The sequence below is a fragment of the Marinomonas sp. PE14-40 genome (genome assembly GCF_051623805.1).
GTDB lineage: Bacteria > Pseudomonadota > Gammaproteobacteria > Pseudomonadales > Marinomonadaceae > Marinomonas.
In genome coordinates, this window is the sequence record NZ_CP130700.1 from 3,763,290 (window position 1) to 3,789,373 (window position 26,084).

Annotated in this window: 17 protein-coding genes; 11 read left to right on the forward strand and 6 right to left on the reverse strand. The window is 42.3% G+C overall.

Translation table 11 applies throughout. The features are described from left to right. Nucleotides 1-42 precede the first annotated feature (42 nt). The 7 genes from aroK (at nt 43) to purU (ending at nt 11,182) form a co-directional block, all read left to right on the forward strand. A complete protein-coding gene (aroK, locus tag Q0A08_RS17445; protein WP_438462745.1) occupies nt 43-588 on the forward strand; it encodes a shikimate kinase AroK in 546 nt (181 codons plus the stop codon). Next, nucleotides 588-1,688 (forward strand): 3-dehydroquinate synthase, encoded by a 1,101-nt coding sequence (gene aroB / locus Q0A08_RS17450; RefSeq protein ID WP_438462746.1) that lies wholly within the window; start codon nt 588-590, stop codon nt 1,686-1,688. The genes aroK and aroB overlap by 1 nt, the downstream gene beginning before the upstream one ends. A gap of 43 nt (nt 1,689-1,731) precedes the next feature. Further along, nucleotides 1,732-3,357 (forward strand): AAA family ATPase, encoded by a 1,626-nt coding sequence (locus Q0A08_RS17455; protein ID WP_438462747.1) that lies wholly within the window; start codon nt 1,732-1,734, stop codon nt 3,355-3,357. Nucleotides 3,358-3,826: 469 nt separating this feature from the next. Continuing rightward, nucleotides 3,827-8,278: a glutamate synthase large subunit gene (gene gltB, locus Q0A08_RS17460; RefSeq protein WP_438462748.1), complete on the forward strand. Its 4,452-nt coding sequence runs from the start codon at nt 3,827-3,829 to the stop codon at nt 8,276-8,278. 115 nt (nt 8,279-8,393) lie between these two features. Then, nucleotides 8,394-9,815: a glutamate synthase subunit beta gene (locus Q0A08_RS17465; RefSeq protein WP_046015970.1), complete on the forward strand. Its 1,422-nt coding sequence runs from the start codon at nt 8,394-8,396 to the stop codon at nt 9,813-9,815. Between the two features lie 101 nt (nt 9,816-9,916). Further along, the gene (locus Q0A08_RS17470) at nt 9,917-10,150 is read left to right on the forward strand and encodes an oxidoreductase-like domain-containing protein (protein WP_238326160.1); all 234 of its coding nucleotides are present in this window, start codon (nt 9,917-9,919) and stop codon (nt 10,148-10,150) included. Between the two features lie 159 nt (nt 10,151-10,309). Continuing rightward, complete coding sequence (gene purU / locus Q0A08_RS17475; RefSeq protein ID WP_438462749.1) at nt 10,310-11,182, forward strand: formyltetrahydrofolate deformylase; 873 nt, start codon at nt 10,310-10,312, stop codon at nt 11,180-11,182. A 148-nt stretch (nt 11,183-11,330) separates the two neighbouring features. On the opposite strand, the gene Q0A08_RS17480 is transcribed toward purU, so the two are convergent. The 4 genes from Q0A08_RS17480 to Q0A08_RS17495 form a co-directional block, all read right to left on the reverse strand. Further along, nucleotides 11,331-12,923, reverse strand: a complete 1,593-nt coding sequence (locus tag Q0A08_RS17480; RefSeq protein ID WP_438462750.1) for a cation:proton antiporter domain-containing protein — start codon at nt 12,921-12,923, stop codon at nt 11,331-11,333. Between the two features lie 220 nt (nt 12,924-13,143). Further along, nucleotides 13,144-14,265: a murein transglycosylase A gene (mltA, locus tag Q0A08_RS17485; protein ID WP_438462751.1), complete on the reverse strand. Its 1,122-nt coding sequence runs from the start codon at nt 14,263-14,265 to the stop codon at nt 13,144-13,146. Nucleotides 14,266-14,404: 139 nt separating this feature from the next. Then, nucleotides 14,405-16,945, reverse strand: coding sequence for an EAL domain-containing protein (locus Q0A08_RS17490; RefSeq protein WP_438462752.1), 2,541 nt, complete (start codon nt 16,943-16,945; stop codon nt 14,405-14,407). Between the two features lie 184 nt (nt 16,946-17,129). Then, nucleotides 17,130-17,717 (reverse strand): DNA-J related domain-containing protein, encoded by a 588-nt coding sequence (locus Q0A08_RS17495; protein ID WP_438462753.1) that lies wholly within the window; start codon nt 17,715-17,717, stop codon nt 17,130-17,132. A gap of 225 nt (nt 17,718-17,942) precedes the next feature. Between Q0A08_RS17495 and Q0A08_RS17500 the strand changes: the two genes are divergently transcribed. After that, nucleotides 17,943-18,614, forward strand: a complete 672-nt coding sequence (locus Q0A08_RS17500; RefSeq protein ID WP_438462754.1) for a zinc metallopeptidase — start codon at nt 17,943-17,945, stop codon at nt 18,612-18,614. Nucleotides 18,615-18,628: 14 nt separating this feature from the next. Here the strand turns inward: Q0A08_RS17500 and Q0A08_RS17505 are convergent, their stop codons facing one another. Then, on the reverse strand, nt 18,629-19,510 hold the full coding sequence (locus tag Q0A08_RS17505; protein WP_438462755.1) for an NAD(P)-dependent oxidoreductase: 882 nt from the start codon (nt 19,508-19,510) through the stop codon (nt 18,629-18,631). Nucleotides 19,511-19,713: 203 nt separating this feature from the next. Here Q0A08_RS17505 and Q0A08_RS17510 point away from each other — a divergent pair, with 203 nt between their 5' ends. From Q0A08_RS17510 to Q0A08_RS17520, 3 genes are all read left to right on the forward strand, one after another. Beyond that, the gene (locus Q0A08_RS17510) at nt 19,714-21,075 is read left to right on the forward strand and encodes a PLP-dependent aminotransferase family protein (RefSeq protein ID WP_438462756.1); all 1,362 of its coding nucleotides are present in this window, start codon (nt 19,714-19,716) and stop codon (nt 21,073-21,075) included. A 178-nt stretch (nt 21,076-21,253) separates the two neighbouring features. Further along, nucleotides 21,254-23,206: a bifunctional 2',3'-cyclic-nucleotide 2'-phosphodiesterase/3'-nucleotidase gene (locus Q0A08_RS17515; RefSeq protein WP_438462757.1), complete on the forward strand. Its 1,953-nt coding sequence runs from the start codon at nt 21,254-21,256 to the stop codon at nt 23,204-23,206. A gap of 165 nt (nt 23,207-23,371) precedes the next feature. Beyond that, a complete protein-coding gene (locus Q0A08_RS17520) occupies nt 23,372-24,040 on the forward strand; it encodes a GNAT family N-acetyltransferase (RefSeq protein WP_438462758.1) in 669 nt (222 codons plus the stop codon). A gap of 76 nt (nt 24,041-24,116) precedes the next feature. On the opposite strand, the gene Q0A08_RS17525 is transcribed toward Q0A08_RS17520, so the two are convergent. Next, nucleotides 24,117-25,940 (reverse strand): acyl-CoA dehydrogenase, encoded by a 1,824-nt coding sequence (locus Q0A08_RS17525; protein WP_438462760.1) that lies wholly within the window; start codon nt 25,938-25,940, stop codon nt 24,117-24,119. Between the last annotated feature and the right edge of the window lie 144 nt (nt 25,941-26,084).

The window sequence follows — 26,084 nt, forward strand, 5'->3', positions numbered from 1 at the left end:
GCTAAGGCCTATCTCTGTTTAATTCTGATGTATTTGAACATAATGAATAATGCCCCCAATATCATTCTGGTTGGCCCTATGGGCGCCGGAAAAACGACGATAGGTCGTTTATTGTCACAATCGCTTGGTCGTGAGTTTTTTGATTCCGACCGAGTTATCGAAGAAAATGCTGGGGCTGATATCCCATGGATTTTCGATAAAGAAGGTGAAGATGGTTTCCGTCGACGTGAAACTCAAGCCTTACATGATCTAACCCAAGAATATGGTTCTGCTATCGTCATGGCGACAGGCGGTGGTGCTGTTATGCGAGACGAGAATCGCGATATTTTACGCAAAGGTGGCTTAGTAGTTTACCTGTATGCGTCTGTTGCACAGCAACTATCTCGTACTTCAAAAAGTAATCATAGGCCGCTATTACAAAACGGTAATCCTAAACAAGTTTTAACGAATCTATTTAAACTGCGTGATCCCTTGTATCGTGATGTGGCAGGTTTGATTGTTGAAACTGATTCCCGTAACCCAAAAGTGGTTGCTAATAAAGTTTTAGATGCAATAAAGCGTCACTTACATAAAGAGAGTGCTTGTTAATGCGAACCTTGAATGTCGATCTTGGTGATCGTAGTTACCCTATTTATATCGGCGCTGGTGTACGTCATAAAAAAGAGTTGTTTGCAGATGCGATAAAAGGCAAACAAGTCATGATAGTCACGAATGAAACCGTAGCACCTTTGTATTTGGAGTCCTTGGTTTCACTATTGGCTGATGACTATCAAGTTGATACTTGTATTTTGCCTGATGGTGAAAGTTATAAAACTTTAACCACCTATGAAATGATCATGACACGCTTGTTAGAAGTTCGTCATAATCGTACGACGACGATTGTTGCTTTAGGTGGCGGCGTTATTGGTGATATGGCGGGTTATGCTGCTGCGACTTATCAAAGGGGCGTGAACTTTGTTCAAGTGCCAACTACCTTGTTGTCTCAAGTCGATTCATCCGTTGGTGGGAAAACAGGCGTTAACCACGCGCTAGGTAAAAACATGATTGGGGCTTTCCATCAGCCACAAGCTGTGATCATAGATACTGATTCTCTATTGAGTTTACCGAAAAGAGAATTGTCTGCCGGTATGGCTGAAGTCATTAAGTACGGTATGATTTGTGATCTTGAGTTCTTTGATTGGCTTGAGGTCAATATGGATTCATTGATGGCTTTATCTCAAGAGCATATTAGTGATGCGATTTATCGATCTTGTGCTGCTAAAGCCAATGTTGTTGCTCAAGACGAAAAAGAGAATGGTATTCGCGCTATTTTGAATCTAGGTCACACCTATGGTCATGCGATAGAAACAGAAATGGGTTATGGTGTTTGGCTTCACGGTGAAGCTGTTGCGGCTGGCACCATGATGGCGCTAGATTTATCTTGGCGTATGGGCAATCTATCAGATGAAGATTTGGTCCGTAGCCAAGCTATTTTGAAAGCAGCAGGCTTACCAACTTTACCGCCAACAGACATGACGCTTGAATCTTTTATGCGTTGCATGTTGGTTGATAAAAAGGTGCTTGATGGTAGTTTGCGTTTGGTGCTTGTTAAAGCGCTGGGTGATGCCATGGTAACATCTGACTTTCCAATGGCGATGTTTGAAAGTGGTGTAAATGATGCGTTAGAATTCAGCCAATCAATAACATAAAAGGTATTGGGATAAGTATTGCAGAGGATTAGCAAGGGGACGAATGGCTGAATCAAGTTTTCAGTTTGATTTAGACGAAGCATTAGATCAGCAGCCTAAGGTTATGCTGAGAGACCCTTTCGCCTCAATGTCTGCTCCCTACTTTGCCACTGAAGAGCGAAATCAACAACTTGCCTTACTAGAACACCTAAGCCGTTATAGCTCTATGCTGTTTGTTGTTGAAGGCGTTAAAGGTAGTGGTAAAACAGCCTTTATGGAAGAGTTTGCCCGCCAACAGTCTGATATTGCGATTATCAGTCGTGTAAAAGGCGGCATGCTGATGACAGCAGGGCAACTGTTAGAAAATATATATAAAGGTTTCCCCGAAGGTGTTAATGGCTTAACCATAGATTCAAGCTTCGGGCCTTTATTAAAGTTTGCTAAAGACAGAGAACAAGTTGGCCAAAGTGTCTTACTACTAATAGATAATGCTCATGAGTTAAATACTGATGCGGTAACCATGCTATTAGATATGATTGCATTAGCTAACGAAAACCAAGCGGTTCCTCATGTCGTTCTCTTTAGTGAACAGCCGATACAAAGAAACCTCGATACTTACCAAAAATCTCGCTTCGACCAATTGAGCCACTCCCAGAGCCTTGCTCCTTATAGTTTTGAGCAAACCCAAGCATATTTATTACATAGAGTGCGGAGTATTGGAGGTGAAATTAATCTGCCGTTTAATGAGCGTCAGTTAAAAGCGATTTTCCAAGAATCAGCAGGTTATCCTGGTGCGATTAACCAAGTTGCCCGACGCTTAATGGGGAAAGGGGCTGAAAAGAGTAAGTTCAACTTTAGTTTAGGTTTGGGGCTAGGTTTTCCGCTTGTCCACATGGCGCTCTTGTCGGTTGTTATGCTGGCAATTCTTATTACAGTTATCTTTAATGATTCTGACTCTAATAGCAGCACACAAACGACAGGAAAAGTTATTCCTCTAACGAGTAGTACTCAACTGAGTAGCAACCAAACTCGAACCTCTTCTACCATAGCGAAAATTGAGCAGGTACAAAGAGGGCTGGAAAATAACAAAGCGATTTCTTTGCCACCAATTCCTATGGATGCCAGAGTGGCGCCTAAGGTAGAGCCAAAGAAAACCACGGATACCAGTATTGCCTCCACGGCTAAAACATTAGCAACTCAAGCATTGGCCAATACCAATGTTGCGACGGCTAAAAGCACAGAGCCTAAGGCTACCCAACCTAGTGTGTTGACGACTCAAGGTAGAAGTACCAGTGTTGTTGCCGCACCGATTGTTAAAAACACCCAGCCAAGAGTCGCGGCGAAACCGATCCAGCAAGAAAGTGCTGTATCGAATGTACAGGCAGATAGATTTGATAAAACCTCTTGGTTATTAGGGCAAAACCCAAACCGTTATACTTTACAGCTATTAGGTACACATACCTTGTCTACCGTGAAGGATTTTATTCGGGATCAGGGTAGTCTTGATGGCCTTTCCTACTTTGAAACAGTACATAATGGTCGAGAATGGTTTGTTGTTGTTTACGGTTTATACCGTAATCGAAGCCAAGCGATTGCCGGAATTGAGGCTTTACCAAGAGATTTACGTGCTTTAACCCCTTGGGCTAGAGGATTACGTGGAATTCAGCAGGATATACGTAAAGCTCAGTAATCACATCTTAAATGCTCTAAATCTTTGCTCTAAACAGGGCGATCAACTGATTCTTACCTCAAAATCGTATGGTTTTTAATCAAAAACGCCCTTTATTTACCAAAAATAAGCAATAATCTGCTGTAAACGACAGAAAAAACCATTTTCCACTGAAATTTCTGTACGAACAGAATAATTTTCTGCTGAGCAAAAAGCTCACCAGATAAAATGCTTTCTTTTGCTGCTTTCTGTCATTAAAACACCCCTAAATCCCTATAAAATAACAGAAACTTTGATTTCGCCAATTTGAGCATGCTGGGTTTGCAAGGTACTATGGCCATCAAATTATAGTTGGCAATTTTTATCGACAGTCATTCTCATTCTTAAAATGAGTCAGTCAGCCAGCACAAAGATATTGCGATACAGTCAGCGATATCTTCAAAGAATTCTAATCTAGTTTTTTACGTTTATATTTTGTGGGAGTTGGCGTATGAATACAGGTCTTTACCGTCCTGGTGAGTTCAAAGACAACTGTGGCTTTGGTTTGATCGCTCATATGGAAGGCGATGCTAGTCACGATTTGTTGAAAACAGCCATTGAGTCATTAACTTGTATGACACACCGTGGTGGTATCGCGGCAGATGGAAAAACAGGTGATGGTTGTGGTTTATTAATCCAGAAACCTGATGGTTTTTTACGCGAAGAATCACATAAACTGTTTAATCACACCCTATCTGATTTGTACGGTGTGGGTATGGTGTTCTTGGATCAGGAAGAAGCCCTGGCAAATGAGCAGCGTGATGTCTTAAGTAAAACTTTGCAAGATCAAGGCTTGAAGCTAGTGGGTTGGCGTGAAGTGCCAACTGACCCTGCTTGTCTTGGTGAGATTGCGATTGATTGTCTACCTCGAATTGAGCAGGTTATTATTGATAGTAACCGTATGGATGCTCGTACGTTTGCGACTCGTTTATTTGTTGCTCGTCGCCGTGCTGAAATTGCATTGACTCAATATGAAAACTTTTACATCTGTTCTTTATCTGACAAGGTTCTGTCTTATAAAGGTCTGATGATGCCTGTTGACCTACCGTCTTTCTATAAGGACTTAGGTGATGAGCGTATGCAGACAGCTATCTGTGTATTCCACCAAAGGTTCTCGACTAACACCTTGCCTAAATGGCCATTGGCGCAGCCTTTCCGTATGGTTGCACATAACGGTGAGATCAATACGATTGATGGTAACCGTAACTGGGCTTTGGCTCGTTCTAGCAAACTACTTTCGCCTCTTATCCCTGAAATGGAAGAACTAAAACCTTTGGTAAATACCACAGGTTCTGACTCTTCTTCTATGGATAACATGCTGGAATTGTTGGTTACTGGCGGCATGGATATCTTCCGTGCGGCACGCATGATTATTCCACCTGCATGGCAGAACGTGGAAAACATGGACCCAGATCTACGTGCTTTCTATGAATACAATTCAATGCACATGGAACCTTGGGATGGCCCAGCGGGCTTAGTTATGTCTGACGGCCGCCATGCGGTATGTATGCTTGACCGTAATGGCCTGCGTCCAGCACGTTGGGTTATGACTAAAAATGGTTACATGACAGTCGCATCTGAAATTGGTACTTATAACTACAAACCTGAAGATGTTGTAGCTAAAGGACGCGTTGGCCCTGGTCAAATGCTAGTGGTTGATACGCAAACAGGTAAAGTACTGCATACAGCTGATATCGATAGCCGTTTGAAAGTCGCTCATCCTTATAAGAAATGGCTGAAGCAAGAGTCGATTCGTATCGAATCTCTTTTGGTTGAGTCTAAGCAAGAATTTGAACACTTCACTTCAGAAGAGATGCTTGAATATCAAAAAATGTTCCAAGTAAGCTTTGAAGAACGTGAACAGATCTTCCGCCCACTAGCAGAAAGTGGACACGAAGCGACAGGCTCCATGGGTGATGATACGCCAATGGCTGTTATGTCTAGTCGTACACGTCCTGTTACTGATTACTTCAGACAGAAGTTTGCTCAGGTAACCAACCCGCCAATCGATCCACTACGTGAATCTATTGTTATGTCGTTGGAAACTTGTATTGGTCGTGAACGTAATCTGTTTGAAGAAACACCAAAACACGCAAACCGTATCATCATGTCTTCGCCGATATTATCGCCGCGTAAGTTCAGCCGTTTATTGGCAATGGATGACTACAGATTCCGTTTGGTACGTCTAAACACTAATTATAATCCAGATGATGTTAGCCTAGAGCAAGCGATTAAAAACTTGCAAACAGGTGCTGAAGAAGCCGTATTAAACGGCGCTGTGATTGTTGTACTGACAGATCGTGATATTGAAAAAGGCATGCTGCCAATTCCTGCGCCTATGGCGACAGGTGCAGTGCATCACCATTTAACACAAGCTGGTTTACGTTGTGACACTAATATCATTTGTGATACTGGTTTTGCTCGTGACCCGCATCAATTTGCTGTCTTGTTAGGTTTTGGTGCCACGGCAGTTTATCCATACCTAAGTTTCCGTTTGATCAACGACATGATTGATAACGGTGAAGTGTTAGGTAACCCAATTAGCTGCCATTCAAACTACCGTAAGGGTATTAACAAAGGTTTGATGAAAATCCTATCTAAGATGGGTATTTCGACTGTCGCTTCTTACCGTGGTGCGCAATTATTTGAAGCAGTTGGTTTGGCACAAGAAGTAATCGACCTTTGCTTTAAAGGGGTTGCTAGCCGAATTCAAGGAGCTAAGTTCGTTGACTTCCAAGCAGAGCAAGCACGTATTGCTGTGAATGCATGGAAACAGCGTAAGCCGATCGAACAGGGTGGTTACCTTAAGTATGTTCATGATGCTGAGTACCATGCCTTTAATCCAGATGTGGTTCGTAATCTGCAGGCGGCAGTGAAAAGCGGTGAATTTAAAGATTTCGAGAAATACACGGATCTAGTCAATAATCGTCCCGCTTCTATGTTGCGTGACTTATTTGCTATCTCTGATGATGCTAAGCCAATTGAGCTTGATTCGGTTGAATCTGCTGATGCTATTTTAAAACGTTTTGACTCAGCGGGTATGTCCTTAGGGGCCTTGTCTCCAGAAGCTCACGAAGCACTGGCGCAAGCAATGAACGAGCTAGGTTGTCGTTCTAACTCTGGTGAAGGTGGTGAAGATGCATCCCGTCACGGTACAGAACGTCGCTCTAAGATTAAGCAAATTGCCTCAGGCCGTTTTGGTGTGACGCCCGAATACTTGGTTAATGCTGAAGTACTTCAGATTAAAGTGGCACAGGGTGCTAAACCAGGTGAAGGTGGTCAGTTACCTGGTGGTAAAGTAAATGGTCTGATTGCGCGTCTGCGTTATGCGGTTCCTGGTGTGACACTGATCTCGCCTCCTCCGCACCATGATATTTATTCAATCGAAGATTTAGCTCAGCTGATTTTTGACTTGAAACAGGTAAACCCAGAAGCACTCGTTTCTGTGAAGCTAGTATCTGAACCGGGTGTGGGAACAATCGCTGCAGGTGTTGCAAAAGCCTATGCAGACTTGATTACTATTTCAGGCTATGACGGTGGTACTGCTGCGTCGCCGCTTACTTCTATTCGCCATGCGGGTTCTCCATGGGAATTAGGTTTAGCGGAAGCACAACAAGCACTTCGTGCTAACGATCTACGTGGCAAGATTCGTCTACAAACAGACGGTGGCCTAAAAACAGGTTTAGATGTCGTTAAAGCGGCTATCTTAGGCGCTGAAAGCTTTGGCTTTGGTACCACACCTATGGTTGCTATGGGTTGTAAATTCCTACGTATCTGTCACCTAAATAACTGTGCGACTGGTGTCGCAACTCAAGATCAGCATCTACGTGATGACTACTTCTTGGGTACCGTGGACATGATCAAGAACTTCTTCCTATTCATGGCAGAAGATACACGCCAATGGTTGGCTAAGTTAGGCGTTGCGACGCTACAAGACCTGATCGGCCGTACTGACTTATTAACCATTTTAGACGGTGAGAACGACAAGCAAGCTGGCTTGGATCTGACTCCGATTCTAAATAATGATTTGATTCCTGCTGATAAACCACAGTACTGTGAAATCCCATTAAACCCACCACACGATAAGGGTGAACACGCACTTAAAATGTGGGAAGCGGTTAAAGGGGTGATCGAAGAGAAAGAAGGTGGTGAATTTGCCTTTAACGTGACTAACTGTGACCGTTCTATCGGTGGCCGTTTATCCGGTGAGATTGCTAAACGCTATGGTAATCAGGGCATGAATGATGTACCGCTTACCCTTAAATTGACTGGTACAGCGGGTCAAAGTTTCGGCGTTTGGAATGCCGGTGGTCTTAACATGTACCTAGAAGGTGATGCTAACGACTACGTAGGTAAAGGCATGACAGGCGGTAAGCTTGTAGTGCGTCCACCGAAAGCATCTGAATTCAAATCACAAGACAGTGCCATTATCGGTAATACCTGCCTATACGGCGCCACTGGCGGTAAGTTATTTGCAGCCGGAACAGCAGGCGAACGTTTTGCCGTGCGTAACTCAGGTGCCCATGCGGTAGTTGAAGGTGCGGGCGATCACTGTTGTGAATATATGACTGGTGGTTCTGTCACCATTCTGGGTAATACTGGCCATAACTTTGGTGCAGGTATGACAGGTGGTTTTGCTTATGTACTGGATATGGATCGTACTTTTGTAGATAAGTACAACCATGAATTGGTTGAGATCCACCGTATTGGCACTGAGTTAACAGAAGAATACCGTTCTCACTTACGTACAGTGATTGAGGGTTATGTTGCAGAAACGGGAAGTGAATGGGGCCATGAAATCCTAGACAACTTCTATGACTACATAGGTAAGTTCTGGTTGGTTAAACCGAAAGCAGCGAGCTTAGGTGCATTACTTGATAATACACGTGAGCGTCCAGAATAAATCGCTAACTTTGTGTTGGAGCCTAAACGCTAGGCTCCTCGTTTATCCAATCTACAATTTAAAGTGTTACTTGTTACGGTAAAACTGATAACAAGGACCATAGGAGATGCCGCTTATGACTGGGCGTTTAAACAACGTATTTCAATTCGTTGAAGTGGATCGCGAAGATCCGAGTAAAAAACCTTTAATCACACGTAAAGGTCAGTTTGTTGAGATTTATAAGCCGTTTGAAGAACCAGCGGCAAAAGAACAGTCTCACCGTTGTCTTGAGTGTGGTAACCCATATTGCGAATGGAAATGTCCCGTTCACAACTATATTCCTAACTGGTTAAAACTCGTCAGTGAAGGCAATATTTTAGAAGCGGCAGAGCTGAGTCACCAGACTAACTCTTTGCCTGAAGTTTGTGGTCGAGTGTGTCCTCAAGACCGTCTTTGCGAAGGTGCTTGTACCTTAGGTGAAGGTGGCTTTGGTGCGGTGACAATCGGCTCAGTTGAAAAATACATTACTGATACGGCCTTTGCTTTAGGCTGGCGTCCTGATATGTCGAAAGTGGTCCCTGTTGATAAAACAGTGGCGATTGTCGGTGCTGGACCTGCAGGCCTTGCTTGTGCTGATATCCTAGTGCGTAACGGTGTTAAGCCAGTTGTTTTTGATAAAAACCCAGAAATCGGTGGTTTGTTAACCTTTGGTATTCCTGAGTTTAAACTTGAAAAGACGGTTATGACTCGTCGTCGTGAAGTGTTTGAAGAAATGGGCGTAGAGTTCGTTTTGGGTACGTCTGTCGGTGATGATGTTCCGTTTGAGCATGTGCTTGAAGAATACGATGCGGTATTCCTAGGCATGGGTACTTATAAGTACATGAAAGGTGGCTTCCCAGGTGAAGACCTACCAGGTGTACATGATGCACTAGATTTCCTTGTATCTAATGTGAATAAGAATCTCGGCTTCCAAGAAAACGAAGAAGACTTTGTTAACTTGAAAGGCAAAAAAGTGATTGTACTCGGTGGTGGTGATACTGCCATGGACTGTAACCGTACTTCTATTCGTCAAGGTGCTAAGTCTGTTCATTGTGCTTATCGTCGTGATGAAGAGAATATGCCGGGTTCACGTAAAGAAGTACAAAACGCCAAAGAAGAAGGTGTAAATTTCCTATTTAATCGCCAGCCTGTTGAAATTGTGGGTGATGGTAAGGTAGAAGGCATCAAGGTTGTTCAAACTCAAATGGGTGAGCCAGACGAAAACGGTCGTCGCTCAGCTGAAGTGGTTGAAGGTAGTGAAGAAATTCTACCTGCTGATGCAGTATTGGTTGCCTTTGGCTTCCAGCCAAGTCCAGCGCCATGGTTTGAGAAATTTGGTATAGATACAGATGCTCGCGGACGTGTTATTGCACCTAAGTGCAATAAGTTCATGTACCAAACAACCAACGAAAAAATCTTTGCTGGTGGTGACATGGTTCGAGGTTCTGACCTAGTGGTAACTGCCATTGATGAAGGTCGAAAAGCGGCTGAAGGTATCATGGATTACCTAGATATATAGGGTCTTGTTTAGTTAGGCTAAACGCCCAAATAGCCTAACTTACAGGGCTAAATTATATTTACAAAAAAACCGTTTTCTTAGCAAAATAAGGGGCGGTTTTTTTGTTTTTCAATAACGGCTGTTTTACTATGTGTAAGCAAGAAATGGCGAATTCAAGAGAGGATGTCATGGCTGAAAAACCCACTAGACCAGAAGAATGGGAATGTTGTGAATCATCTTGCACTCCTTGTGTGTGGGATACTTACTATGAAGAGATGCGAGAATGGAAAGCGGCTCAAAAAGCAGCAGCCCAAAAAACCGTATCAGATAGCGACAACTCAGAAAACAAGGTGTAGAAGCACCTTTCTAAAAACGTCTTAAACGACCTGTTTTTATCTGATTGCCCTGCCTAGTTGTCCAAAATAGACAAATCCTCCTCGCTTATTTGCCAAACTTTTCTCGCCTCAATATATTGGGGCATTCAATGAACAGCATTAGTTAAAGGTTATTCAAATATGGCAATTCAAAACTCTGATTCTAACGAATTTGTATTGAAAGCATCTTGTACTGCTAAAAGCGGTATAGTAGCCGCAGTGACCTCTTATATCGCCTCACAAGGCTGTTATATATCCGAGCTCAATCAGTATGTAGATGAAGACAGTGAACAGTTCTTTATGCGAGCTGTATGCCGTATTGAAACCGGCGAAAAAACAGTAGACGAAATCCGTGATGGGTTTTCTGCTGTAGCAGAACCTTTTGATATCAAATGGGGTCTGCACGCTAAATCAACTATGACACGTGTTCTTCTGATGGTGAGTAAGTTTGACCACTGTTTAGATGACCTGTTGTATCGCCATCGTAAAGGCGAATTGCCGATGGAAATTACAGCAATCGTTTCTAACCATAAGGACCTTCGTCCTATGGCTGAACGTGAAGGTATCCGTTTTGTTCACTTACCTGTTAATAAAGAGAACAAACGCGAGCAAGAACTTGCTCTATTGGATATCGTTAAGGAGACAAGCACTGACCTTGTTGTGTTAGCTCGTTACATGCAGATTCTGTCTGATAGCCTATGTAAAGAACTAAGTGGTCGTGCGATTAATATTCACCATTCTTTCTTACCTGGCTTTAAAGGCGCGAAACCTTATCATCAAGCATTCCATCGCGGTGTTAAATTGATTGGTGCGACTGCTCACTATGTCACGCCAGATCTAGATGAAGGCCCAATCATTGAGCAATCGGTACAGCCAGTAGATCATACCTACAGTCCTGAAATGCTTGTCTCTGTTGGTCGTGATACAGAAACCGTTGCCTTGGCGCGTGCGTTAAAACTGCATATCGAACACAGAGTTTTCTTGGACGGTAACAAGACAGTGGTATTTAAATAGTCTTTAAAACTGTTTGAAATCTATTATAAAAAAGGTCGAACAATTGTGATTGTTCGACCTTTTTTATGTGCTGCTTATTTAGGGAGCCTGGCGAAGAAGTCCTCCCGCCTCAGCAGGTGGATAAAAGCCTCTAGATTTTCTAGCTCGCCTAGACGTTTACTCGGTTAGCTGGGTGATAGTCTTTGAGCAATTGCATACTCTCTTCTGCAAAGCCATTACCTGCTTCGGTATAGAAGTTAAAGACATTATCAATACCAGAGGCCATAAGAGGTTCTCTTTCATCCTGATAGCGCGCTATGGCGGCTACCTTGCCTTGAAAACCTGCTTTACGAAGTTGAATCGTGATATTGCTACAGTCTTCAATGGAAGGCAGTGCCAGTAAGACTAATTTATATTCAGAGACATCAAACTTCTCCCATAGATCTGCATCTTCACCATCGCCAAAGAAAACATTATGGCCTTCAGCTTGGAGACGGTTAATTCTCAGTCTGTCTGCATCCATACCGACAACACTGTTAGGCATAATGCGATTAAGGGAATGGAAACTACCGCAACCTACACGCCCTAAACCAACGACTAATACATCCGCCTTTGCAGGTTGTACAAAGGTATCCACTGCGAGAGGTTCTGCTTTTTCAAAGCGGCGAATGAGACGTTGGTAAGTATGGTAAATATCATGAGCACGTCGATAAAGCAGACTAGTTGCCACAAAGGAGATGGAAACAGCCAAGGCTAAAATGACAAGAAATTCTTTATCTAACCAACCAGAATCAACACTTAATTGAGCGACGATTAGACCAAACTCACTGTAATTACTTAACGCAAGGGCGGTTAAGAATGCGGTACGTCCCCTTAGTCTTAATAAAATGAAAAGACCAAAGAAAAGGGCAAACTTTAGGATCAAGGCAAAAGAGACAAGGAAAGCGGACACTAACATGTCGAAAGTTGGCAGTGCGGTAAAACCAATCGATAGGAAGAAGGCAATTAAGAAAAGGTCTTTAAAGCCCATAAGAGACTTGGTCAGCTCACTTGCTTTAGGATGAGAGCTTAATAATATGCCGAAAATAAGCGCGCCAAGATCGCCTTTCACATTGAATAAATAAAAGAGCTCATAGCCAGCGAGTGCTAAGAAGATACCCGCAAGAGGGAGCATTTCTCCGTGGCCAGCTTTATTCAACACGATACCAAATAAAGGCCTCGCGAAGATCAAGCCGAATAGGGCAAGAGCGCCAATACTTGGAATGGTACCTGTGGCAACAACTAAGAAGATGACGGCAACTATGTCCTGCATAACCAAAATCGCTAGGGATATTTGACCATGGCGGGTTTTAAGTTCGCCACTTTCCTCTAACAGTTTAATGATACAAACCGTACTACTAAAACTTAGAGCGAAGCCCACAAGGGCCGAGGTTTGCCAGTCTAAAGAGGTAAAGTAAGGCAAACTTAAGGCAAACCCAAAAAGACACATGGCAATAAAGAGACCTGACCAGAGCACCATATGAGACAGGGTACCCGCCCATATTTCACGTTTGAGTAGATCTTTTACGTGGAGCTTTAATCCTATGGTAAAGAGCATCAGAGTGATGCCTAGGTCAGCAATGGTATTTAATGAGTCGCTAGGTTGGATGCCATATGCATTAAGAGCAAAACCTGCAATGAGAAAGCCAATAAGAGGAGGCAGGTTGATCAGCTTGACTAACAAGCCGCACACGAAAGCAAATAATATCCAAATAAATTCCATAACATTCCATGACTAATAAAGGTTGATAAATCAATGATAAAGCAAAGCGGTGTTAAGGCGTATAGGGAATTGGTATTGCTTTTGTGAGTTTAAGCTTTGTTTTACTAAGAAGATAAATCAGGCTTATCACAAGCCTGATTTAGTTTATGGAAAGAGTTTAATTCAGAGGTTTTGCAATCTGATGACAATCTTTTAAAACAATCTTGTGCAGTCGCTATATCTAATCGGGCAGTAATAACCAGAGGCGACCATAATGCTTTAATTGGCTGGCATAATGGTGGGCTTCTTCACCTATGCCTTGATACCAGTCTATATGTCCGGCGCCTTTGATAGCCCCGCCTTTATCTTGTGCTAAAAGCAGACGGTATTCGTGGCTGACTAACTCACCATGATCATTCAAAATAGGCAGCTCGCCTAACAATACTGAGCCAAGCGGGATGACTTTAGGGTCAACTGCAATGGAGTATTTAGGTGTAAGAGGCACGTTCGCTGCGCCAACAGGTTTACTCAAGCCTTCTTTAAAGAAGAGATAGCTTGGGTTAGTTGTCAGTATTTCTCTTTGCCTTTCTGGATGAGCAATCAGCCAATCTTTAATAGCCTGTGCTGACATATCTTCTTTGGGAATCTCATTTTTTTCGATAAGTACCTTACCAAGACTTCGGTATTCATGGCCATTTACGCCACCCCAAGATAAGAGTGCCTGACTACCATCTTCATATTGCACTACGCCTGAGCCTTGGACCTGTAGAAAAAAGTTATCGATCAAGCTACTGCTATAAGCGATTTCAAGACCTTTACCTTCTAGTACGTTTTCGAAATCTATCTCATCTCTATCGGGTAACCGTTCGCCTTTGTTTTTTTGTGGTTTACGGTAAAGCGGGTAGATAAACTCACCCTGAGCTTCTTTACGTACTTCGATAACGGGCACGTAATAACCTGTTACTTGAACATTACCTCGGCCGTCTTGGCCGCGTAATTGATAGGCTTTGATATTGTGAGCTTGTTTAGGGTTTGCCAGCCAATCTGCAATTAAAGAGATAGATTGATTAAGTGCCTTATTATCCACCTGGAAGTCTTCTAACAAATAGCTATCGGACTCGGATTTACGGGATAAAAAACTGGCTTGTTGTTTAAGGCCTTCCAAAAAGCTAGCTTCAGGGAAGGCGAGAGCAGGTGGAAGTCGCTCTTCTAAGTACAGGCTTTGACGGGCGAAGGCTTCGGTATCCCGACCATTATTAGCAAAGTCATTACTGTCATGTATCTCTTGCTTACTACAGGCGAAGGTAAGTAGGGCTAAGGTGAAAACACTTAAATACTTGATAGCGCGATTGGAAATAGACATATTAAATAATACTAAAAAAAGAAAAACAGAATAGACGTATGACTAGTAAGGGACAAGTCCTTTCCATACGACAGCGTCTAAATAGGACTATGCATTACGCAAAAAGTTTTAGTTAAGTGCTGCGCTTCTTTATATGAAGCTAAATTTCTTGTTTTAGATGTATGAAGCTTAAGTTATTGTTTTTGTTTAGTAGTTCACTGTATTGGCTGGGAGCCATAGGTTTATATAAACCAAAGCCTTGGCCAACCTGACAACCCCATTCGAGTAATTGATTAATGGTTTGTTGGCCCTCAACACCTTCTGCAACCGTCTGTGCGCCTAGCTCAGTAATCAGTGTGACCAAGGTTTTGCACAGAGTAAAACTGGTCTCATCCTTATGTAGGTTTTGGATAAACATCCGATCAATTTTAATTTCGGCGGGAGAAAGCATCATCACACTGTGCATAGAGCTATAGCCAGCGCCGAAATCATCAATCGAGAGTCTGAACCCCGCGTCTTTTAAGGTTTTTATATTATTCTCAACCGTCTTATTGTGCTCAAAGAAGCTGCTTTCAGTGACTTCTAAAATAAAACTTTCTGGTGGTACCCCATGACAAACACTGGCATTAATCAGTTGCATGGCAAAGTCGCTACGCAAAATATCTTTCGCAGAAATATTAATTGAGAGGTGTTTGTTTTCGATGATATGACGATTATCTGCCACCCAAGCAAATACCTTATTAACGATCATCTGGGTGACCATATAAATTAGCCCTGCACTTTCAGCTAAAGGAATAAATTCATCTGGCCCGATTTTACCCATTTCTTCATTGTTCCAGCGAATGAGTACTTCGCCGCCAATAATACGCCCGCTGTTGAGCTCCACCTGTGGTTGGATTTCAAAGGTGAGTCTTTCTTCTCTTACATCCTCTTTTAAACGAGCCAGTAACTTGTGCTGATAAATATGATTAATCTGGTACTTCTGATTAAACAGACTCCAAGAGTCACTGCATAAGTTATTAATGTCTGCAGCAATTAAAGAATAACGAAATAGAGTATCAATATTGTTGGTATGTTCAGGGTAAAGTGCAGCCCCTATGCTGTATTGATGCTGCATATCAAAATGCTCTATGGTAACCACGCCATCCAGTACGTCTAATAGCTGGTGGACTATCTCATCCAGCTTATGTTTATCCTTACAAAGAAAAGCCAAGGTATTGGTGCTTGTCTTAATTAGGCAGGCTATGTCCTTATTCGGCATGGTAAAGGTAATCGCTTTATCATCTTGTAGCAGAGTCAAGTTAAGTACTAGTGCGGTTTGGCGAATGGCAATGTCTGCTTTCTCAGGTCCAAACACATGGTTCATCGAGTCTTGGCTAGTAAACTGAACCGTCACCAGCGCAAAGCTATCTTGAGTGAGCGCCAATTTCTTTAGCTTGGTTTCTAACTGGGTGAAATAAAAACGGCGATTTGGTAGCCCCGTATGTAGGTCTGTGATGAGTTGATGTTTACGGTTAATTTCATTGCTGTGGGCTTTCTCTGCGAAAGCCAGGGAGAAACCAATTAATTCAATAATGGTGCAAACAGGGTAAACATTAGAGCTAAATTCTGTATAAGGTATGACATTTAAGAAAATAAGTGTCTCCACACTGGCACCAAAGATGACGCAAGACCAAGCGACAAGGTAGCTCTTAATGGCCCAATTCTTTTGAGCGCCTGTGTGCACTAAACCAAAAATGCACATAAAGCTGACGATGAGCTGTAGGCTTAAAAAGCTGGTGATCAATTCCTGATAATTAAAAACGAGGCTAGCAAAGATGTAACTTATCAGAATAGTATCTCCGAAAAAACGCTTTTTCCATAAGATGGGGAAGCTGTTTTTAGTGTTGAAAAACAGCAGACTAAAGCGAAAAACACTCCAGAGACTAATCGCATTAATTGTCGCTTTAAACTGATGTAAAGAACTGAATACCGAATCGGGGAAAAGCCATATTCCCATGCCATTGGTCACACTTATACCTAGGATCAAGCTGCAATTAAGCAGTATGTAATAAATAAAGGCCGGTGCGCGAAAGAATGAATACACCGCAATATTATAAAAGAGCAATAAGATCAGAGCCGAGGTTAATACAGTCCAAGTGACTTTTTGTTTTAGTTTGGCAGCAGCTACCTTTTTATCTTCGAAAAAGGCAATGGGAGACAGTAAGCTGGAGTTGGACCTTTTTCGGATTAATAAGCTAGATTCGAGTTGATCAGATAGGGGAATGGTTAGCCAAATAGCGTCTTTATCATTGCCAGGTAACCACTCTTGTTGAGCGCCTCTTTGCCAAGCTTTAATTTGTCGTCCATCTCTGATGAGATAAAAATTTAGCTCATCAATCATGACATTGGCGAACTTCAAATGGATTTTTTGAGTCTCGTTTGTAGCCTTAGGAAGTGAGATCTGGTGCCAAAACGCAATATCTGAATAACCTTGTGACTCAGCATAAGTGTCAGTAGAAAAACTGAGTTGCTGCAATGCTTGTCTGCCACTTAATTGAGTATTCTGATTGAGCTCTCTTAGACTTTTTTGGTACTCAACTTCTTTTGCTGTGAGTAAGTCTTGATTAGCATAGTTACCATCAAGCACGGGGTAGGTTTGCGCTTGCGCGTTTATGTGTCCATAAAAAGCGAATACAAATAGGAAGAGAAGCTTATACATTTAACACCATCCAATGGTAACTTTATTTAAAGCTTACCCTCATCATCAAGGGGTTAGCCGTTATTCCCTTAAGTTTGGTCAAAGAATTGTAAAGACCATATTTCAAGTGTAGTTAAGAATCTTTTTTGCAACAGGGACTAAAGTAGGAGAAGCCGTTAAATACTCGTATTAATGCATGTGATTTTTATGCATATGATTGACTTATAAGGTGTTCATAGGCTTTTCGTAGTTTAATAAATTTTTTTGCATCGCCTCCTCTATCCGGGTGTGCTTTTTTCACTAATAATCGATAAGCTTGCTTAATCTCTGATTTTGTTGGGTTTTCTTTGATACCAAGGGTTTCTAAGGCTTGCTCAGTATCTTCATGATTAAACAGCTTGTTATAAAAGCCTTTTAGCAATGCCGCGACATCTTCTGCATCCGTATTGTCATACTCATCCCAATCTAGGTAGTAAGCGGCAAGTTTAGCTTCGGCGCCGTCTTCCACTTCACTGGATTGGCTGATCTCAATTTGAGTTACGGCCTCTAACTGAATTTGTAAAGGAGAGATAGATAGTCGAACTTCATCTTCTTGCCAAAGTTGTCTTTGCAATTGATAAAGTGCATTCATAATTAAAAAGTGTTTGCGGAAGAGTTTTAAGTCTGGGTCATCACCTAAATCATCAAATATAGGTGTTTCTCGCTCTAATAAGCGTAATAATTCAAACTCACTAATGCCTTGGCTGTTGGCTTCGAGAATGCTAAGAATGGGTTGAATTAATGGGTTATTCACATATTCACCTAAAATATATATAAAGCAGTTAACCTAAGTGTAAGACAGGAAAAGGTTTAAAAAAGTGAATTTTGTTTAGCCTTTGTTAAGTAAGGTATGAAGAGGTTAACTGATTTTTTATACTTATCTTACTGGTTAGCTTGTTAAATTTTTTCTTAGCTCGGGTTTAGGCTAAGCCAAGCATAATAAAATAACCTATGATAGAAGAAACCTCGGAGAGATTGTGTGCCACTGTTAATTATTGTCCTACTGGTGTTGATTATCGCACCTTCCCTGTGGGTGAGGTACGTTTTAAAGCGACATAGTAATATCAGGCCAGATTTAGCCGGTACTGGGGATGAACTCGCTCGTCATTTATTGGATAAGCATGGTGCGGATAATGTAAAAGTGGAATCCCTAGATAAGGATAAACATCACTATGATCCAAATTCGAAAACAGTGCGTTTAGGCCCTCAATCCTACCAAGCAAAATCCTTAACCGCAGTTGCCGTGGCCGCACATGAAGTCGGTCATGCTCTGGCTTATCATAATAATGATAAGGTCACCTTGCTGAGTAAACGTTATGCGCCATTGGCTAGGGTAGTCAGAAGTTTAGCCTTATTCTTACTCATGTTATGGCCGGCCATTTCTGTGGTTATCCATATTCCTTATGCCGTGCCTTTACATGCCATGATGGTATTTCTTAGCGGTTTTTGTCTAGCCTTTGTGTATTTGGCTATGTTACCAGAAGAATGGGATGCCAGTTTTAACAAGGCATTACCCATCTTGTTGGAAGGACGTTACTTAGCGCCAAAAGACTACCCTAAAATTAAGCAAATCTTGACAGCGTGTGCCTTAACTTATGTGGCACAAGCTCTTTTAAATGTGCTCTTTTTCTGGCGCTGGTTTAGGCGCTAATAAGAAAAGCCAGATTAGCTGTTTTCAGCTTTAACGGCTTTTACTAGTACTGATGTATCCATACGATTTAAGCCCTGATCTTGTAGGCTCTTATAGCTAGCGTCTACTTTTTCAGTTAAAGGTAGCTTGATATTGTGGCGCTCTGCTTCTTCAAGGCATATGGCTAAATCCTTGCGCATCCAATCAATGGCGAAACCAAAATCAAACTCATCTTTTGCCATCGTCTCTAGGCGGTTGGCCATCTGCCAAGAACCTGCAGCACCATGCTTTAAGGTATCAACCACTTGAGCAATATCAAGATCGGCTTTTTGCGCTAGCATCAAGGCTTCACTCAAACCTTGTAACACCCCAGTGATACAGATTTGGTTTACCATTTTACAACGTTGGCCTTGACCATTCGGACCAAGTAGCTGAGCTTGCTTGGCAAAGCTATTCATAACAGGCAATGCTTGATCAAAACTTGCTTGAGAGCCGCCACACATAATGGTTAAAGCCCCATTTTCAGCGCCTGCTTGGCCTCCAGAAACCGGTGCATCAATAAAGCTAACGTTTTGCTTTTCACAGGCTTGTTGTAATTCAATCGCAAGGTCTGCTGACGTGGTGGTGTGGTCGATCAATATGCTGTCTGCTTTAAGACCTGCAAGTACACCATCTTCACCATAGATAACACTGCGAACATCATTATCGTTACCCACACAGACAAAGACCATATCAGCACCTGCAGCAGCTTCCTTTGGCGTGCTAGCAAATGTGCCAGTAAACTCTGTGGCCCACTTTTCTGCTTTGCTTTGACTGCGATTGAAGACAGTAACAGGGTAGTCGTGTTTACTTAGGTGGCCTGCCATTGGGTAGCCCATAACGCCTAAGCCGATAAATGCAGTTTTAATTGTCTTCATGTGAGTTCCTTATGCTGAAAGTGACTAGTTAGATGATGCGTAAAGGTTAATTTTCAAATTAACCTATGTCAATTGTTATATTGCCATAGATTTTTTATGTCATTTGTATTTAGATAGCACTTTGAAGAGGTTTTAATTGCATATAGTGCAAGTAAAATACGCTAATTCTTATTGAAATTGTCAGATGTGAGGGGCTAGATTCCGTGACAGCCGCAAAGTATGTCGAAATTGCTAGAAAAATAGAGTCGAGAATTGAAGTAGGTCAATACCCAGAAGGCAGCAAACTACCGACTCATAGGTCATTGGCTGATGCCTTTTCAACTACCGCTGTGACTGTGGCAAAAGCCTATAATTTGTTAACAGAAATGGGGCTGGTGGAGTCTTTCGTTGGGCGTGGTAGTTATGTCAAAAAATTACCTCAATTAAAACAAGTGATTCAATCTGAGCGAGAAGAAAAAGATAAAAACTTTTCTATTTTACAGCCCTGCTTTAAAGAGCAATTAAGCCAATTGCAAGCTACCTTTAGTCAGATCTTTAGCCAACAAATACAGACTCAGCTTTTCTCTTATCGAGAAGATACAGGCTCTATAGTCCATAAAGAGGCAGGGCGCTTATGGTGTGAAGCCTATGGTTTAGAGGTAAGCCGTGCAGAGCAAATATTACTCTGTAATGGTGCCCAACATGCCTTATCTAGTTTGATCGAATGTTATAGCAAGGAAGGAGATTACATTGCCTTAGAGGCACAAACTTACCCTGGTGTGATTGCCATAATAAAAAGCTTAGGGCGCAAACCCATCGCTGTCTCTATGGATGAGTATGGGATGCAAGCTGAGGCGCTAGATGAGATATGTCAGCAATTTAAGCCTAGTCTCGTTGTTGTCGTACCTTCTCACCAAAACCCCACCACAGTAACCATGCCTAAGGCGCGAAGACAGGCGATCGCTCAAGTGATTCAGCAACATCCTGTCTGGTTATTAGAAGATGATATCTATGCTTTTTTGAACCAAGAAATCGTGCCGGCAATTACTAACTTGGTACCTGAAAAAAGCTTTTATATCAGTAGTTTGTCAAAAGCCATTAGTCCAGGTTTAAGATGTGGCTTTATTAAAGCGCCGCAAAGTCAGGTGTCTCATGTGAGTGAGTATATCCGTACCATGGTTTGGCATGCTTCTGCTTTTATGTTCGAGTGCGCGCAAAGGTTAATTGATTCAGGTATGGCCTTTGATATGGCAACAGAGCAAAAAATGATTGCGCAACGAAGGCAAGCAATTGCACAGCAAATGCTAAGCCAAGCCTTGCCCGATGTAATCTTTCAGTGCCAAGCATCTAGTTATCATATTTGGCTAACCTTACCGCCTAGTTGGCTGGTGGAAGCTTTGGTGCAAACGGCTAAAGAGCATGGAATATTATTAAGTAGCGGTGTGTTTTTTGAAGCTCAAGGTAAGCAAAGTTCTTGTATTCGAATCTCTTTGATGGCGATCGCAGATGACGCTGCATTCCAATTTGGTTTGACGCAACTGGTTAATTTGATTAAACGAGAAAGCCCTAGTGTGATGCCTGTTTAAGAACTTGAATCTGAATATAAAAATTCATGATTCTGTCAGATTATTGTCATGACAAGAGTTCACATTAGATAATTCTACTGTTAGTCTGTCTCTTTAGTCAGAATTAATAAAAGTAAATCAATCATAAATTAATCTATCGCTAACATAATAATAAATACGATTTAATCGGAGCTCATATATGTCTTTGTTGCGTCAATCTTTACCATTTTTAATGGGTCCAGCTATTGCCGGCTCTCTTTTGCTAAGCCAGAGTGCTTTAGCTCAAACAGTAGAGTTAAGAGTTATGGAAACCACGGATATTCATATGCATATCCAAGATTATGATTACTACAAAGATAGCCAAAGTAACTCAGTGGGTTTATCTAAAGTGGCAACCCTGATTCGCCAAGCACGTGCCGAAGTCGCTAACTCTGTCTTGGTTGATAACGGGGACCTACTTCAGGGCACACCATTAGGTGATTATGTGGCTAAGGGTAAGGTGCTTAAGTTTGGCGAAACTCACCCAGCATACAAAGCCATGAATCTACTGGGTTATGACGCTGCTAATATTGGTAACCATGAATTTAACTATGGTTTAGACTTTTTGATGAAGTCTTTAAACGGCGCTAACTTCCCTTATGTGGTGGCTAACGTTTACTTTGATGACGGTGATGATGACGCTAGCAACGATCAAAACTACTTCCAGCCTTATATCATCAAAGATAAGGAAGTGATCGACTCTGATGGTAACAAGCAAACCATCAAGATAGGTTATATAGGCTTTACCCCACCACAAATCATGACTTGGGATAAAGCAAATCTAACAGGTAAGGTTATCTCTAAAGATATCGTGGAAACAGCGAGAAAATTTGTACCAGAAATGAAAGCCAAGGGTGCGGATGTGATTGTTGCTATCCCTCATTCTGGTATGTATGACACACCTCGTGAAGGCATGGATGAGCATGCGACCTATTACCTCGCAAAGGTCGAAGGAATTGATGCCATCATGTTTGGTCACTCTCACCGTGTTTTCCCTGGTGATAAAGCGCTTGATGCCTACGACGGGGTTGATTCAGAAAAAGGCACGGTATTTGGTGTTGCTGCCACTATGCCTGGTTTTTGGGGAAGTCACCTAGGTGTGGTTGATCTGACACTATCGCAGGAAAACGGTAAATGGGAAGTGGTTGACGGTACTGGTTCAGTACGTGCTATTGCAAAGCGTGAAGGGCGTAAGAGTATTTCTTTGGTTGAAGCCGCGGCTGACATCAACAATGTGGTAGAAGAAGATCATCAAGGTACCTTGGCTTATATGCGTAAGAAAGTGGGCGAAACCACAGCGGATATCAATAGCTTCTTTGCGTTAGTACAAGATGACCCTTCTATTCAAGTCGTGAACCAAGCGCAAACTTGGTATGTGAAAAATATCGTGCAAGGTACCTCATTTGACGGATTGCCTATTTTATCGGCTGGCGCGCCATTTAAAGCGGGTGGCCGAGGTGGGGCAGATTATTATACGGATGTGAAAAAAGGGGATATCGCCCTTAAAAATGTCAGCGACCTTTATATTTATCCGAACGATCTAAAAGTGGTTAAGTTAAACGGTGCTCAAATCGTTGAGTGGCTTGAGTTTTCTGCGGGTCAGTTTAATCAAATCGATACGACTAATACGAGTACTGCTCAGCAATTGGTGAACACCAGTTTCCCAACTTATAACTTTGATGTGATTGATGGCATTAATTATCAAATCGATGTGACTCAGCCTGCTCGTTATGAAAGTAAAGGTGTCATGGTGAGTGCGGATAATCACCGAATCACGAATGTTACCTTCCAAGGTAAAGCGATTGATCCTAAGCAAGACTTCTTGGTTGCGACCAATAACTATCGTGCTGGCGGTGGCGGACATTTCCCGAATCTAGATGGTTCGACAATTGTGATTGATGCACCAGATAAGAACCGTGATGTGGTCGCGAACTACTTATTATCGCAAACAACAATTTCGCCTAAAGCGGATGGTAACTGGCACTTTGCAGACACACTAGCGAATGCAAAAGTCGTGTTTAAAACCTCACCTAAAGGTAAAGCGGTTGCGTCAGACAATCTTGAATTTGATAAAGACCTCGATGATGGTTTTGCTCAGTTCTTATTAAAATAAGCGAAACAATATAGTTAAGTAAGAAAAGCCTTATTGGGTGTAATCATGCCCAATAAGGCTTTTTTATTGGCGTAAAGTTTGAGAGGAACGTGACTTCACTTGTGCTTCAGGCTAATTTAGAAGGAAGACATTTAGAGAAAATATAATGAGTACAAGGAGAAGGGTATGTTTATGAAAGGCCAAGCGGTTACGCTTAGATCACTCGAAGCTGAAGATGCCGAAGTGTTTTATCTCTGGTCACAAGACAGAGAAATCACCCAGTTCAGTACCTCTTCTTTTGCTTACCCTCAATCTCAGAGTGATATTGGTGTTTGGTTAAGCAAGGTAAATCAGGACCCGAAAATGGTCTTGTTTGGTATCTGCTGTATTAAAACAGGCAAGTTAGTGGGCTACACAGGCTTAGTGTCTATGAGCCAAATAAACCGCAGTGCCGAACACTTTATCCTCATTGGCGACAAACATTATTGGGGCAAAGGTGTTGCGACCAATGTGACTCAGTTAGTCACAGGCTATGCTTTTCGTGATTTGGGACTACATAGAGTAGAGCTGACCGCCTTTGTGGATAACAAGGCTGCTATCAGAGCTTATGAAAATGCAGGCTACCATCATGAAGGCATTCAACGTCAAGCTGGTTTCCGGCATGGTGGCTTCTATGACAAGGTACTCATGTCAGTATTAGTGACAGATGACATGCCAGAGCAAAAAGCGATTACGCTCGCTGCTTCCGAAGTTTCCCAGTCAGGTATTGAGCATAAAGATGACGCTATAACTTTAGGCTCTGATCTGAATGACGTGAACACCAATCTGGCGGCTGATGTTAGGAAAGAGAAATAAATCGTTTGTTGATATAAAAAAAACCGAACCAGCTTCCTGATTCGGTTTAGTTAGAGTAATTAGCTAATTAAAGAGTCTAAAACCAATCATCCTGCATGGCTAAGCAAGTATCGTCATTGGCTTGTAAAAGTTTGGCTTGATGCTCTATTTCAGGTAATTCCCAACGAATATAGTATTGCGCTGCTTGTAGTTTACCTTGATAGAAATGCTCATCTGCTTCGTGCGGTTTGAGATCAAGGGCTTGCTGTGCGAGTACCGCTTGTTTAAGCCATACCCAGCTTACTAATACGCGACCAAACATGTCTAGGTATAGATTCGCATTGGCAAGGCCTAGATCGATTTTCCCTTTGCCTAGGGTCATCATCAACATCATGGTGGTATTGTCTAAGGTTTTCAGTGCGGCTTTGAGTGCGTCTGCAAACTCGCGGATACGGCCTTCTTGCAGGTTGACATCTTGCTTAATGGTTTTGAGTATTTTCTTCATTTCTTTCGACATGGCTTGATAGCCCGCCATGTCTTTCATGGGTACTTTACGGGCCAATAGGTCTAACCCATGGATGCCGTCAGTACCTTCGTGAATAGCATTAAGGCGATTATCTCTATAATACTGTTCCACTGGGTATTCACGGATATAGCCTGAGCCACCTAAAATTTGTATCGCCAGTTCATTGGCTTTTAAACCGTATTTAGAAGGGAAGCTTTTTACGATAGGTGTGATGAGATCCAATAGAGTAAACGCGGCTTTTCTGTCTTCTTCTGTTGCCCCTGTTTGGCTGTCTTCAAACAAAGAGGAAGCATATAAACACAATGCGAGAGAGCCTTCTGAATAGGCTTTTTGGGCCAGTAACATACGACGCACATCCGCATGCTCGACAATATTCACTTGCTTACTGCTAGGGTCTCTGTCTGTTGGTGGGCGGCCTTGAGGTCGGTTACGAGCATATTCAAGGGAGTAGTTATAACCTTGGTAACCTAATAAACTCGCACCTGACCCCACGCTAATACGAGCCTCGTTCATCAGCTGGAACATATAGCTCAGGCCTTTATTTTCTTCACCGACTAGATAGCCGACAGCACCGTCTTTTTCACCAAAATTAAGCACGGTAGAAGTGGCATTCTTGTAGCCCATTTTATGCAGTAAGCCTGCTAGCGCTACATCGTTACGCTCGCCTAAACTGCCATCCTCATTGAGAAGTACTTTTGGGCAGATAAACATGGAAATGCCTTTTGTGCCCGCTGGCGCACCTTCAACTCTGGCAAGAACCATATGTATGATGTTATCTGTGAGAGATTGATCGCCACCCGTAATAAACATCTTCTGACCAAAGATGCGATAAGTGCCATCCGCTTGTGGTTTTGCGCTGGTGGTAATATCCGCAAGGGCTGAACCTTGGCCGGGCTCTGTAAGCGCCATAGTGCCTGCAAAACGGCCATCCATCATAGGCGGCAAGTAGGTGGTTTTGTGCTCGTCACTAGCAAAGCTACGTACTAGGTTAGCAGCACCAAGGGTTAAAAACGGATATACGGTAGTAGAAGGGTTGGCAGCCGTAATATAGCCCATGGCCGCGCGCAGAATAATCTCTGGCATTTGCGAGCCACCTTCTTCAAAATCATAAGCGGCACCTAAAAAGCCTGCTTCAGCATAAGCATCCCAAGCGGCTTGCGTCTCAGGAATCAGGTGGACTTTCTCTCCATCAAAGCTAGGTTCGTTCTCATCGCCTTTGCTGTTGTGATTAGCAAAGTATTTTTGCGCTATGGTTTTTGCTGTGTCTAATGTGGTGTTAAAGATTTCTCGTGAGTGTTCTTGATATCTAGGTCGTTCCAGTAATGCTTGGGTATCCAGAAATTCGTAGAGTAAAAATTCAATATCACGATCATCGATTAATTTAACGTCAGACATAGCGCTTCCTTTTGAATAGGGTAAATGTGTTTTTGTTATTTTGTTATATTTAACTATTACCTGTCATCATATGACTATCTTAAGGTTTCTGACTAGTAGCAAGCATAAAAAAAGGCCGAATAATCGGCCTTCTTTACACAAACT